The sequence below is a fragment of the Pseudomonas canadensis genome (assembly GCF_000503215.1).
GTDB classification, from domain to species: domain Bacteria; phylum Pseudomonadota; class Gammaproteobacteria; order Pseudomonadales; family Pseudomonadaceae; genus Aquipseudomonas; species Aquipseudomonas canadensis.
This window is the reverse complement of sequence record NZ_AYTD01000014.1, coordinates 105,911-118,548: the sequence shown is the minus strand read 5'-3', so window position 1 is coordinate 118,548 and position 12,638 is coordinate 105,911. Positions and strand designations below refer to the sequence as shown.

Genomic DNA, 12,638 nt, shown 5'->3' with positions numbered 1-12,638 from the left:
GAAGGGCCACTATAGAAGATCATCAGGCCGGTGTGACAACCCCAGGTTCCAACGGCAGGTCGATACTGGCAACAAAACCGCCGTCAGGATGATTGGCTAAGATCAGGCTGCCACCATGGCGTTCGGCGGCGCGACGCGCAATCGCCAGGCCCAGGCCATGGCCTTGTGCGGTCTGGCCGGGGGCGCGGTAGAAGGGTTCGCCGAGCTGGCTCAAGTGTTCGGCCTCAACGCCGGGGCCGTGGTCGCGCACGCTGATCAGGATCCGATCACCCTGGCGCTGCGCATGCAGTTCAATCGGCTGGCCCTGTGGATTGAAGCGCTGGGCATTGCGCAGCAGGTTATCCACCGCGCGTTCGATCATGGTCGGCCAGCCCTTCAGGTGCAGGTCGGTGTCGGCGTCCAGTTGCACTAGCTGGTCCGGCGCGCCGAGTTGGGCGTCCTTTTGCAGGGTCTTGAGCAGGGAAGTGAGGTCGACCTCTTCGGCGCTGGCGTTGTCGGCATCGACACGGGCCAGTACCAGGATTTCGCTGATCAAGGCTTCCAGCCGGTCGCATTCACGGGTCAGGCGCGGCCAGAGTTTTTCCCGTTCTTCGGGGCTGGCGCGTTCGGCCAGGGCCAGGGCGATCCGCAGGCGCGCCAGGGGCGAGCGCAGTTCGTGGGAGACATCGCGCAGCAACTGGCGCTGGCTGCCGATCAGGCTTTGCAGGCGGGCGCCCATGCGGTTGAAGTCGGTAGCCAGCACGCCGAATTCATCGCGGCGGTTGGCCAGGCGCGCCAAGCTGTTTTGCTGATAGGTGGCCTGGCCAAGGTCATGTACCGCGCCACGCAAACGGCTGAGGGGCCGGGTGATGGACAGTGTCACCAACAGGCTGAACAGGGTCAGCACCACCAGCGCAATCGCCAACGCGCTCAACGGCCACAAAAGGCTGCTGCGGTGCCAGGCGTCGAGTTCCGGATGGGGGATGCGGTAGATCAGCAGGTAGGTGTCGCCGGTCTTTTCGCTGGTGTACTCGGCGGTCAGGCGGCGCCAGGGCAAGTGGCCGTCCTGGCTGTCATTCTGGCGCGCTTCGAAAGCGGCGGCGCGGCGCGGAAAGGTGCCGCGCACCACCGGCTCGCCGCTTTCATTCAGCACTTGTACGTCGATGTGGTACTGGCGCTTGCGCTGTTGCAGCAGATCCTGGGCGGCATCCTCGCCCTGGGCCTCGTAGAGTTGGGTCCACTCTTCGGCCAGGTTATTGAGACCGGGGTGACGGCTGAGAATCCAGGCGTCTTGATTGAGCATGTGCCCCAGCAGGATCGACAACCCGGCAACCAAGGCGATGGCCAGCCAGAAGCTGGCCAGGATGCGCCAGAACAATGAACGCACAGGAAACCCTCAAACAGGAAAAGCCCAGTGGCGAGGGCCACTGGGCTGGGAGTGTTAACGCGGGTGCATTATTGCGCTTTTTGCGGCTGTTGCGCTTTCCAGGCCTGGAATTCCTTCCATTCGGCGCGACGCTGTTCCTGCTGCTTGACGATCTCGTCGAACTTCTTCTGCTGGTCAGGCTTGAGGACCGCACGGATGTCCGCCTGGGTTTTCTGCTTGCCGGCGGCGATTTCGTCCTGCATGGCTTTCTGGTCAGCGGCTGGCAGTTTGTCCAAGTACTTCTTGGTCAGGTCTTTGCGAGCGTGCCATTGGTCGCCCATCAACTTGCCGATCTGCTGGCGCTGTTCCTTGCTCAGGTCCAGTTGGCTGAAAGGGCCGCCTTTGCCACGCGGACCGTGTTCACCGCCGTGGCCCGGGCCACCCATCATGTGGCCTTCCGGGCCGCCCATCGGGCCTGGGCCTTCAGGCATTGCCGCCATGGCAACGGTGGGCAGGGCAGCGGCGAACATCAAAGCGATAAGGGTCTTGCGCATGGTGATTCTCCTGTCTCTATTCCGGTGAGTCCGGATGTGAGTAGATTACGGAGATCAAGGTCAGCGGCGGTCAGGTGTGGGTAAAGCTTGGGTAAAGACGATTGGGGGGGCGCTGACAAAACCAGGAGCCCAGGGGCTCCCGATTTCAGAGGCTGTAATAGTAGCCCCGGCTACGCAACGCCACGATCCGTGGCCGGCCGTCCGGGTGTGGGCCGATCTTTTTGCGTAGGTTGCTGACGTGCATATCCAGGCTGCGATCGTAGAGGGTCAGCTTGCGGCCCAGGGCGATCTGCGCCAGTTCCTGCTTGTCCAGCGGTTCGCCGGGCTGGCGCAGCAGGGCTTCCAGCAGGCGGCTTTCGGAAACAGTCAGGGTAAACTCCTGCTCGTCGATACTGACCACGCCGCGCACCGGGCTGAAGCACAGGTCGCCCAATTCCAGCTGGGTCGACACGGCAGCCGGATGGCTGCGGCGCAATACGGCACGCAGGCGGGCAGTCAGCTCGCGTGGGTCGCAGGGCTTGGCCAGGTAATCGTCGGCGCCCAGTTCGAGGCCGAGGATGCGGTCCAGCGGTTCGCCACGGGCCGAGAGCATCAGCACCGGCAGTTCCGGGTGGTCGTTGCGCAATTGCTTGAGCAACTCAAGGCCACTGCCGTCGGGCAGCATCACGTCGAGCACCACCGCAGCCGGGGCGCTGTCGGCCAAGGCTTTGCGGGCGCTCAAGCCGTCATGGCAGGCACGCACCTGGAAGCCTTCCTGGCTCAACCAACTGGTCAGCAGCTCGCAGAGCTCCTGGTCATCATCTATCAGTAACAGCTCGCTCATGACTCACTCAATTTAGCCATTGTCGACGGCGACGGTGCCCACCACTGGCGAAGATCCCGCACAGCAGGGCGATCAGTGCGACGGCCCCGCCGGTGACGAACCATTGCTGTTGCTCGGTCAGCCAGCGGGTCAAGGCGCCGCCCTGTGTCTCTTTGAGTTGCTGGGCCAGGCGTTGGTTCTCTTGGCGAAGGCGACTCAATTGGGCGCTTTCGCGGGCAGCATCTGCGCTTTGCAGTTGCTTGCTCAGTTCTTCACGCTGGCGTTCGCTTTCTTTCAAACGTTGCTGCAACTCGGTGATCTGGGCGCCGACACTCAAGGACAGGGGCGTGGAACTGCCGGTGTTCGAGGTTTCTTCAGCGTGGGCCGAAGCCCCGATCATTACCACTGCCAACAGACACAACTGACGTAAGCGCATCGGAACTCCTGATTCCACACGAATATTCAGAACGTTGTCGGCAGGTTACCGAGAATAATGAGCCATTAGGCGTACGCCGAACCGATAAGGTTCGGCGCGGCCGTTATCAAGGCAGGACTTGCTTGAACGGCTTGATCACGACGTCAGCGTATACGCCGGCGGCGACATAAGGATCAGCCTTGGCCCAGGCCTGGGCATCGGCCAGGGAGGCGAACTCGGCAACGATCAGGCTCCCGGTGAAACCCGCATCGCCTGGGTCGTTGCTGTCTACCGCCGGGTGCGGGCCGGCCAGCACGATACGGCCTTCGGCCTGCAGCTGCTTGAGGCGCTCGACATGGGCCGGGCGTACGCTCAGGCGTTTTTCCAGCGAGTTGGCCACGTCGGTGGCAATGATTGCGTAGAGCATGTCAGTCCTCGGTTTTAGGCGTGGTAGGGGCAACGTCATGCAGGTGGCGCGACAGGTAGATACCCTGGCCTACCAGGAACAACACGGTCATGGCCAGGCTGCCGAACACTTTGAAGTCGACCCAGTAATCCTGGAAGGTAAAGGCCACGAACAGGTTGGCGGCGCCGCAGAACAGAAAAAACACGATCCAGGCCACGTTCAAGCGTGTCCACACCGGCTCCGGCAGGGTCAGCGCATGGCCCATGATTCGCTTGATCAGCAGGCGATCACCAATGAAGTGGCTGCCGATAAAGACCAGCGCGAACAGCCAGTTCACCACCGGCGCTTTCCATTTGAGGAAGGTTTCGCTGTGGAAGGCCAGGGTCAGTCCGCCGAATACCAGGCAGGCAATGAGGGTGAGCCATTGGCTTTTTTCCAGCTTGCGCTGGGAGATGAAGATAGCGCCATAGACGACGATAGAGCTGATGATCAGGACGGCGGTGGCGCTGTAGATGCCCCCGAACGACACCGGGTGACCGGCGATATCGATGACCCTGGGGTCGAGTTTGGTAACGATGAAAAACAGCAACAGCGGGATGAAGTCGATGAATTGTTTCACAGTAAGAGCCAGAAGCTGGATGTGGCGGCATAATAACAAACATCCTTGGTAGCGAAAGCGCCAGCTGACTTGAGGTTACACATCCCCGTGAATGTTGATTTGCACTGCCACAGCACGGCCTCAGACGGCGCCCTGGCGCCCGCGGTACTGGTCGCGCGTGCGTTTGAAAAAGGCGTGCGAGTCCTGGCGTTGACCGACCACGACACCCTCGAAGGTCTCGACGAGGCCCGGGTCGCGGCCCACAGCCTAGGCATGCAGCTGGTCAACGGCGTGGAATTGTCCTGCACTTGGGGCGGCGCCACCATTCATGTGCTCGGCTACGGTTTCGATCAACAGGCCCCGCCGCTGGTGCAGGCCATCGCCGATTTGCACGATGGCCGCTGGCTGCGGTCCGAAGAAATAAGTCGCAAGCTCAGCCTCAAAGGCATGCCCAACGCCCTTGATGGCGCCCGCGCCATCCAGCAGGAACTGGGCGACAGCGGTAATGCACCGGCCCGGCCGCACTTTGCCGACTGGATGGTGCGTGAAGGCTTTGTCAAAGATCGCGCCGAAGCCTTTCGCAAATGGCTGGGCGCCGGCAAGTTGGGCGATGTGAAGCAACACTGGCCGACCCTGGAAGACACGGTCGGGACCCTGCGTGCCTCCGGCGCCTGGGTTAGCCTGGCCCATCCTTGGCATTACGATTTCACCCGCAGCAAGCGCCGCAAGCTGATCAGCGACTATATTGGAGCGGGCGGCCACGCGATCGAAGTGGTCAACGGGCATCAACCCGCCGAACAGGTTGGCAGCCTGGCGATTCTTGCCCGCGAATTTGGTCTGCTGGTCAGTGCCGGCAGTGATTTTCATGGTCCAGGTGGGTGGTCCGAAATCGGCGAGTATCGCCAGGTACCCGAAGACCTGCCGCTCTTGTCGGGGCGATTCAAGCATGACCCCATTACTGCCACCGTCTGAACAGGTAGAACACGTGAGTCAATTCTTCCAGATTCATCCGGAAAACCCCCAGGCGCGCCTGATCAAACAGGCCGTCGAGATCATTCGCGCCGGCGGCGTGGTGATCTACCCGACTGATTCGTCCTACGCCATCGGTTGCCAGATCGGCGACAAGGGCGCGGTGGAGCGTGTAAGACGCCTGCGCCAGTTGGACGACAAGCACAACTTTGCGCTGATCTGCAGCGATCTGTCCCAACTTGGGCTGTTCGCCAAGGTCGATACCGGCACCTTCCGCCTGCTCAAGGCGCACACGCCGGGGCCCTACACCTTTATTCTCAACGCCACCCGCGAAGTGCCGCGCCTGTTGTTGCACCCGAAGAAGCGCACCATCGGCCTGCGGGTACCGGAACACCCCATCGCCTTGGCGCTGCTCGAAGAACTGGGTGAGCCGTTGATGAGCGTGTCGCTGATCATGCCGGGTGAGGATGAGCCTCTGTATGACCCATACGAAATGCGCCGCCTGCTGGAAAAGCACGTCGACCTGATCATCGACGGTGGCTACGGCGGCAACAAAGCCTCCACCGTGATCAACCTGGCCGACGGCGAACCCGAAGTGATCCGCGTGGGTTGCGGCGACCCGGCGCCGTTCATGGTCGAGGCCTGAATGTCGGCCGTGGAAACCGTCGACAGCCAGGCGGGCGCCCAGCAGGAACTGCCGTTTGCCATGGTGTATGGCCAGGCGGTCATGGAAATGCCCCTGGACCTGTACATTCCGCCGGACGCCCTCGAAGTCTTCCTTGAAGCCTTCGAAGGCCCGCTGGACTTGCTGCTCTACCTGATTCGCAAGCAGAACATCAACATCCTCGACATCCCGGTAGCGGAAATCACCCGCCAGTACATGGGCTATGTCGAGCTGATGCAATCGGTGCGCCTGGAGCTGGCCGCCGAGTATCTGGTGATGGCCGCCATGCTCGCCGAGATCAAGTCGCGCATGCTGCTGCCGCGCTCGGAGACGGTCGAAGCCGAAGAAGATGACCCGCGCGCCGAACTGATCCGCCGCCTGCAAGAGTACGAACGCTTCAAGGCCGCCGCCGAAGGCATCGACGGCTTGAGCCGCGTGGGCCGCGACGTCGTAGTGCCGAAACTCGACGCGCCTGAAGCCCGCGCGCGCAAGTTGCTGCCGGACGTGAGCCTGGAAGAATTGCTGATGTCCATGGCCGAGGTGCTGCGCCGTGGCGATATGTTTGAAAGCCACCAGGTCAGCCGCGAGGCGTTGTCGACCCGCGAGCGCATGAGCGATGTGCTGGAACGCCTCAAGGGCGGCGGTTTCGTGCCCTTTGTCGAGCTGTTCACCGCTGAAGAGGGGCGCCTGGGGGTGGTGGTGACCTTTATGGCGATCCTTGAATTGGTCAAGGAATCGTTGGTCGAGCTGGTCCAGAATGAGCCTTTTGCGGCTATCCACGTGCGGGCGCGAGCCGAATAAAGAGCTGAATCGATGAATCTGACTGAACCCCGCGAACTGGCGCCGCTGCTGGAGGCGTTTCTCCTGGCCTCTGGCAAACCGCAATCTTTGGAACGCCTGTTCGAGCTCTTTGAAGAAGCCGAGCGCCCTGAGCCGCCGGTGTTCAAGAAGGCGCTGGAGATCCTGCGCAAGTCCTGCGATGGCCGCGCCTTTGAATTACGCGAAGTGGCGTCGGGTTACCGCCTGCAGATCCGTGAGAAGTTTTCCCCCTGGGTCGGCCGTTTGTGGGAAGAGCGTCCGCAACGTTATTCGCGGGCGATGCTGGAGACCATGGCGCTGATCGCCTATCGCCAGCCGATCACCCGGGGCGAGATCGAGGATGTGCGGGGCGTGGCGGTCAACAGCCATATCGTCAAGACCTTGCTGGAGCGCGAGTGGATCCGCATCGTCGGCTACCGCGACGTGCCCGGCAAACCGGCGATGTTCGCCACCACCAAGGTGTTTCTCGACCATTTCAACCTGAAAAACCTCGACGACCTGCCGCCGCTGGCCGAACTGCGCGAGATGGAGGCCGAGCCGGTGCTCGACTTCGACGACGCCCCGGTGCCCGCGAGCCTGCAGGAATTGGCCGACGCCAGCGCCGAGCCGGAAGAGCCGAAGGACGAGACCAGTTTTCATACGTTGTTGCTGGAATTGGACGACATGGAGCAGGGCATCAAGACTGACTTCGACGACCTGCTGCGTGACGGCGTCGCCGAACCTGAAACTCAACCGAACGTTGAGGCTGAGCCTGAAGTCGAAGCAGAACCTGAGCCAGAGGAAGACATCCTTGGCGTTGCTGAGGCCCGCGCAAAACTCCTCGCCGCCGTCGCCGCTCTCGAACAACCGCCTTTGAGCGACGAAGAAGACGAAGCCCGGGCCCTGGCCGAAGCCATCGAAGCCGAGCGCCGCCAGTTCGAAGACTGACGCGATACACCTGTGGGAGCGGGCTTGCTCGCGAATGCGGTGTATCAGCTTGCAGATGCATTGACTGAGCCACCGCATTCGCGAGCAAGCCCGCTCCCACATTTAGATCTCCAGTGTCAGGTACAAAACATGAGTTCCACCAAAGACCCCTGCATCAGCATCTGCAAATTCAGCGATGACATCTGCGTTGGCTGTGGCCGCAGCAAGCGTGAGATCCGCGCCTGGAAGAAACTCGACAAAGCCGACAAGCGCAGCGTCCTGGCCGAAGCCGAGCTGCGATTGCTGGCCCTGGGCGCCACCGGTCGGCGGAAAAGCAAATGACTTGGCGCTTATCGACTAGTCTGTGATGCGCAACGCGCGTCTTGCGCGTATGATTCGCGACCCTTTGCCGAGCTATTCGGCCAAAGCCCCGCTTTCAACACTCTTCAGGCCACGCCTGAATCGACCCACCGGGAGGTGCTTAAGATGAACGACAAAGACCAGAACGACAGCCAGGAAATCGGCCCAGCAGGCGAAAAACTGCAAAAGGTGCTGGCGCGTATCGGCGTGGGCTCGCGCCGCGACGTCGAAGCCTGGATCACCCAGAAGCGCATCAAGGTCAACGGCGTCGAGGCCACCCTCGGCCAGCGCGTCGACCTGCACGATGCAATCACCATCGATGGCAAGGTCATCAAGCGTGAAGAGGCCGCCGAATCGGTGCGCCGCGTGATCATGTACAACAAGCCCGATGGTGAGATCTGCACCCGTGACGACCCGGAAGGCCGTCCGACCGTGTTCGACAAGATGCCTAAGCCGAAGGAAGGCCGTTGGATCAACATCGGTCGTCTGGACATCAACACCACCGGCTTGCTGATGTTCACCACTGACGGTGAGCTGGCCAACCGCCTGATGCACCCGTCCTACGAGATGGACCGCGAGTACGCCGTGCGTGTACGTGGTGAAGTCGATGATGAGATGATCGAGCGCCTGAAGGCTGGCGTGGTGCTGGAAGACGGCCCGGCCAAGTTCACCGACATCAAGCAAGCGCCTGGTGGTGAAGGTTTCAACCACTGGTACCACTGCGTGGTAATGGAAGGCCGTAACCGTGAAGTACGTCGCCTGTGGGAATCCCAGGGCCTGGTGGTTAGCCGCCTGAAGCGCGTGCGTTTCGGTCCGGTGTTCCTCAACTCCGATCTGCCGATGGGCCGCTGGCGCGAAATGAGCCAGTACGAAGTCGACATTCTCAGCGCCGAAGTCGGCCTGACGCCCGTCGCTATGCCGCAGATGAACGCCAAGAGCAAAGACAAGCTTGAGCGTATGCAGCGTAAATCGTCGCGCCCTGTGGCTCGCACCGAACGGGTTGCCCGCACCCTGCGCCCTGCGCTGAATGCACCGGCGACCGGCGGTCGTATTTCCCGTGAACCGCAGATTGAAGGTGAGCGTCGTCCAACCGCGCCGTCGCGCCAGGAAGGTGAGCGTGCGCCACGTGCGCCGCGTCCTGCTCCGTCGGGTGGTCGCAGCAATCGGGGTGAAGCCGATCGCCCAGCGGACAACGCCAGCACCAAGCGTCCAGCCAAGCCGGCGGCGAACAAGCGCCCTGGCCCGAAATTGGTCGCGGACGAGCCATCGGGCAAGCGCCGTGGCGCCCCGGCCGGTTCGGGTCAGCGTCCGGGTTTTGGTCGCAAGAAGCCGCAGTGATACGCTAAACGCTGCACAAAAACGCCAACCCTCGGGTTGGCGTTTTTTTTGGATCTGGATTTGAAATGCATTCAATTGTGGCAGCTGGCTTGCCTGCGATGGCGGTGGGTCATTGGGTAAATATGCCAACTGATCCACCGCCATCGCGGGCAAGCCCGGCTCCCACAGGGGGCCTCGTCATCCTGATGTGCTTCTAAAACGCGAAGGTGCCATCAAACACCGGCTTGTCGTCGAGCGCCAATACCCCGCTGGCAAAGATCAAATCCAGGTGATGGCTGCCTTTCTGCCCGCCCCCCAGGCCCAGGTGCAACCCACAATGGCGCTCCTCAAACCCGGCATTGCGCGCATACAGGTCCTTCACGCCTTCATTGGTGCCAATCCCCAGTTCTTCCACACGCCGGTTCGACGGGTTGGCGTTCAGGTACTTATTGAAGTCGTCCGCCAGCCCCGGCACGTCACTGGCCACGCTGCAGATGGTCGAGTTCTCGATCCACAGCTCCAGCGGTGACGCCAGCACGCCATATTTGCGTGCGAACGGGATGGTGCTGAGAAAGGTGCCGACAAACCGCACCTGGCCATTGATGGCCTCGCTGTGGGTGGCGATCTCGCCGGGGGCCAGGTCGTGGTTGCCGATGCCGTTGATATTGGTCCACTTCTTGATGCTGCTCATCGGCGCTTCCAGGCGTGAGCCGTGCTTGTCGGTAAAGCTCAACACCGTGGCCTGGGACATGCGCCGGATCAGCGTGGCATTGAGGTCAGCAATGCGCTGGGGCTCGACGCTGAAGGTGTCGTAGAAGTAGTCGCCGTAATCCTTGAACAGCAGGGACTTTTTCCAGTGCTCAGCCATCACGCCTTGCAGGGCGCGGATAAAGTCCGGGCCTTCGGCGCTTGGGTTGGGCAAGGTCGAGGAATCGTAGAGAAACAGGTACAGGTCGCAGGCTTCAATGGCTTCGGCCAGGGTGTCGCTGGCGGCCAGTTCCAGGCGCTGCACCTGGAAGTTGAAGCGGGCGGCGCTGCTGTGGGTGATCGCCTGGGCGATGGCGTCGTAGCGCTCGGTATGGCCCAGCAGCACGGTGGGGCTACTCAGGCCATTGAGGGCCGGATGGTGCGCGAGGTAGTAGAGAAAGTGTTCGACGGCGCGGGCCTTGTCCATGACGTACTTCCTTCTGTGCCTTGGGTAAGGGGGCAGGTGCCGTGCACGGCACCTGCCGAATGCCTGCCGGTTTTTAGAATGGCCACATCGCGGTGCCGAAGGGCACAACGGCATCGGCTTGCATCATTTCAACGGCGGCCTCATGGGTCGGCGCTTCAAACCAATCGTCGAGTTGCAGTTCGGTTTCCAGGTCGTTTTCCAGTGCTTGCATGGTGTATCTCCTAGAGGACGTTGTTTGAGAACGGCTTGCCAACGGACTTCGCTGGCAAGTGGGAAGAACCTAGGAGAGAGTGTTTCAAAATGCAAAATTTTTATTGACACGGTTTCATTTGGATTTTTTGTTCTGTTTTTTTGAGCGGGCTATTTCTTGAATAAATACAGGGAACTGGCGCGACTAATCTTTCGGAAATTTCCTACCGCCAATTTTTATCGAGATCATGGCTGTAACGTTAATTTTCCGTGCTGTAACGATTAATTTACGAGTAAATGGCGACATTATTGGTCGATCCAGCCCTGTAAGGATTACCTGACAGATCGTCGCACGCTTCTTTCGAGGGCGCCCTCAAGCTGGCGAGCGGTGTACAATCCGCCGCGTTTTACTGTGACCCCCTTGCGTAACCACGCAAAAGGCCAAGACCTCGGGGTGTACCCGCCCTGATCACTCCGCCTGGCCACGAGCCGGACGGGTTCGATTTCGTCACAGATAAAAACAAACAGGTGACGCATGACCGTTAGAAAGATGCTGTACTCCTGGTGCCTGCGCTGGGGTTTGAGCGGCGCTGCTTGAGTCGGTAATTCAAGGCAGCAACCTGCATTCAACATCATCAAACCTTGCGTGAGAGCCTTTTCATGAGTGTTTCCCCTTCCTCTTCAGGCGAGCTAAAACGCGGCCTGAAAAACCGGCATATCCAGTTGATCGCCCTGGGTGGCGCCATCGGCACCGGCTTGTTCCTCGGCTCGGCCGGGGTGCTCAAATCCGCCGGCCCGTCGATGATCCTGGGCTATGCCATTTGTGGCTTCATTGCCTTCATGATCATGCGCCAGCTCGGCGAAATGATCGTCGAAGAGCCGGTCGCCGGTTCCTTCAGCCACTTTGCCCACAAATACTGGGGCGGTTTCGCCGGCTTCCTGTCGGGCTGGAACTGCTGGATCCTGTACATTCTGGTGGGCATGTCGGAGCTGACGGCTGTCGGCAAGTACGTGCACTACTGGTGGCCGGAGATTCCGACCTGGGTCTCGGCCGCAGCCTTCTTCGTGCTGATCAACCTGATCAACCTGGCCAACGTCAAGGTTTTCGGTGAGGCAGAGTTCTGGTTCGCCATCATCAAGGTGGTGGCCATCGTCGGTATGATCGCCCTGGGCAGCTATCTGCTGGTCAGCGGCAGCGGCGGGCCACAGGCCTCGGTGACCAACCTGTGGGAACACGGCGGGTTCTTCCCCCATGGCGTCGGCGGGCTGGTGATGGCCATGGCGATCATCATGTTCTCCTTCGGCGGCCTGGAAATGCTCGGCTTTACCGCCGCTGAAGCGGACCAGCCACGCACGGTGATCCCAAAAGCGATCAACCAGGTGATCTACCGCATCCTGATCTTCTACATCGGTGCTCTGGTCGTGCTGCTGTCGCTGACCCCATGGGACAGCCTGTTGACCACCCTCAACGCCTCCGGTGATGCCTACAGCGGCAGCCCGTTCGTGCAAGTGTTCTCGATGCTGGGCAGCAACACCGCTGCGCATATCCTCAACTTCGTGGTCCTGACGGCGGCGCTGTCGGTGTACAACAGTGGCACCTACTGCAACAGCCGTATGCTGCTGGGCATGGCCGAGCAGGGCGACGCGCCCAAGGCCCTGGCGAAGATCGACAAGCGCGGTGTGCCAGTGCGTTCCATCCTCGCGTCGGCGGCGATTACCCTGGTCGCCGTGTTGATGAACTACCTGATCCCGCAACACGCGTTGGAACTGTTGATGTCCCTGGTGGTGGCCACATTGGTGATCAACTGGGCGATGATCAGCTTCTCGCACTTCAAGTTCCGCCAACACATGAACCGTACCGGCCAGGTGCCGTTGTTCAAGGCGCTCTGGTACCCGTACGGCAACTATGTATGCCTGGCGTTCGTGGTATTTATCCTGGTGATCATGCTGATGATTCCGGGGATCCAGGTGTCGGTGTACGCGATCCCGGTGTGGGTGGCGTTTATGGCGGTTTGTTATGGGATCAAGAATAAGCGCAAGGCCCGAGCGGCGGTGAGCACAACAGGGACGGTTCTGGAGTAGGACCTTTCTTCAAATCAAAGACCCGGCGCCATGCCGGG

General features: G+C 60.9%; 15 protein-coding genes. 7 read left to right on the top strand and 8 right to left on the bottom strand.

Annotation, left to right across the window (positions count from 1 at the left end):
* Nucleotides 1-22 precede the first annotated feature (22 nt).
* The 6 genes from U367_RS0115665 to U367_RS0115640 all read right to left on the bottom strand — a co-directional run bounded on the left by U367_RS0115665 (nucleotide 23) and on the right by U367_RS0115640 (nucleotide 4,141).
* Nucleotides 23-1,366 (bottom strand): sensor histidine kinase, encoded by a 1,344-nt coding sequence (locus U367_RS0115665; RefSeq protein ID WP_028617725.1) that lies wholly within the window; start codon nucleotides 1,364-1,366, stop codon nucleotides 23-25.
* A gap of 68 nt (nucleotides 1,367-1,434) precedes the next feature.
* Nucleotides 1,435-1,899, bottom strand: a complete 465-nt coding sequence (locus U367_RS0115660) for an LTXXQ domain-containing protein (protein ID WP_016975427.1) — start codon at nucleotides 1,897-1,899, stop codon at nucleotides 1,435-1,437.
* Nucleotides 1,900-2,044: 145 nt separating this feature from the next.
* The gene (locus U367_RS0115655; protein WP_028617724.1) at nucleotides 2,045-2,722 is read right to left on the bottom strand and encodes a response regulator transcription factor; all 678 of its coding nucleotides are present in this window, start codon (nucleotides 2,720-2,722) and stop codon (nucleotides 2,045-2,047) included.
* 7 nt (nucleotides 2,723-2,729) lie between these two features.
* Nucleotides 2,730-3,137: a translation initiation factor 2 gene (locus U367_RS0115650; RefSeq protein ID WP_028617723.1), complete on the bottom strand. Its 408-nt coding sequence runs from the start codon at nucleotides 3,135-3,137 to the stop codon at nucleotides 2,730-2,732.
* Between the two features lie 106 nt (nucleotides 3,138-3,243).
* Nucleotides 3,244-3,543, bottom strand: coding sequence for a YciI family protein (locus U367_RS0115645; RefSeq protein ID WP_015885584.1), 300 nt, complete (start codon nucleotides 3,541-3,543; stop codon nucleotides 3,244-3,246).
* A gap of 1 nt (nucleotide 3,544) precedes the next feature.
* The gene (locus U367_RS0115640; protein ID WP_028617722.1) at nucleotides 3,545-4,141 is read right to left on the bottom strand and encodes a septation protein A; all 597 of its coding nucleotides are present in this window, start codon (nucleotides 4,139-4,141) and stop codon (nucleotides 3,545-3,547) included.
* A gap of 87 nt (nucleotides 4,142-4,228) precedes the next feature.
* On the opposite strand from U367_RS0115640, the gene U367_RS0115635 reads away from it, so the two are divergent.
* The 6 genes from U367_RS0115635 to rluB all read left to right on the top strand — a co-directional run bounded on the left by U367_RS0115635 (nucleotide 4,229) and on the right by rluB (nucleotide 9,176).
* Nucleotides 4,229-5,092, top strand: a complete 864-nt coding sequence (locus U367_RS0115635) for a PHP domain-containing protein (RefSeq protein WP_028617721.1) — start codon at nucleotides 4,229-4,231, stop codon at nucleotides 5,090-5,092.
* 13 nt (nucleotides 5,093-5,105) lie between these two features.
* Nucleotides 5,106-5,735 (top strand): L-threonylcarbamoyladenylate synthase, encoded by a 630-nt coding sequence (locus U367_RS0115630; protein ID WP_016975422.1) that lies wholly within the window; start codon nucleotides 5,106-5,108, stop codon nucleotides 5,733-5,735.
* A gap of 60 nt (nucleotides 5,736-5,795) precedes the next feature.
* Nucleotides 5,796-6,554 carry a segregation and condensation protein A gene (locus U367_RS0115625; RefSeq protein ID WP_171905498.1) on the top strand — a complete coding sequence of 253 codons (759 nt, stop codon included), beginning with the start codon at nucleotides 5,796-5,798 and terminating at the stop codon, nucleotides 6,552-6,554.
* 12 nt (nucleotides 6,555-6,566) lie between these two features.
* Entirely contained in the window at nucleotides 6,567-7,499 is a 933-nt protein-coding gene (gene scpB / locus U367_RS0115620) for an SMC-Scp complex subunit ScpB (protein WP_028617719.1), read from the top strand.
* 129 nt (nucleotides 7,500-7,628) lie between these two features.
* The gene (locus U367_RS0115615; RefSeq protein ID WP_028617718.1) at nucleotides 7,629-7,820 is read left to right on the top strand and encodes a DUF1289 domain-containing protein; all 192 of its coding nucleotides are present in this window, start codon (nucleotides 7,629-7,631) and stop codon (nucleotides 7,818-7,820) included.
* A 144-nt stretch (nucleotides 7,821-7,964) separates the two neighbouring features.
* Nucleotides 7,965-9,176 (top strand): 23S rRNA pseudouridine(2605) synthase RluB, encoded by a 1,212-nt coding sequence (gene rluB, locus U367_RS0115610; protein WP_025858414.1) that lies wholly within the window; start codon nucleotides 7,965-7,967, stop codon nucleotides 9,174-9,176.
* 193 nt (nucleotides 9,177-9,369) lie between these two features.
* Here the strand turns inward: rluB and U367_RS0115605 are convergent, their stop codons facing one another.
* Both U367_RS0115605 and U367_RS1000000132075 read right to left on the bottom strand, forming a co-directional pair.
* On the bottom strand, nucleotides 9,370-10,329 hold the full coding sequence (locus tag U367_RS0115605) for a M29 family metallopeptidase (RefSeq protein WP_028617717.1): 960 nt from the start codon (nucleotides 10,327-10,329) through the stop codon (nucleotides 9,370-9,372).
* A 73-nt stretch (nucleotides 10,330-10,402) separates the two neighbouring features.
* The gene (locus U367_RS1000000132075; RefSeq protein ID WP_003175756.1) at nucleotides 10,403-10,540 is read right to left on the bottom strand and encodes a hypothetical protein; all 138 of its coding nucleotides are present in this window, start codon (nucleotides 10,538-10,540) and stop codon (nucleotides 10,403-10,405) included.
* A 638-nt stretch (nucleotides 10,541-11,178) separates the two neighbouring features.
* On the opposite strand from U367_RS1000000132075, the gene U367_RS0115595 reads away from it, so the two are divergent.
* Nucleotides 11,179-12,600 carry an amino acid permease gene (locus U367_RS0115595; protein WP_028617716.1) on the top strand — a complete coding sequence of 474 codons (1,422 nt, stop codon included), beginning with the start codon at nucleotides 11,179-11,181 and terminating at the stop codon, nucleotides 12,598-12,600.
* Nucleotides 12,601-12,638 lie beyond the last annotated feature (38 nt).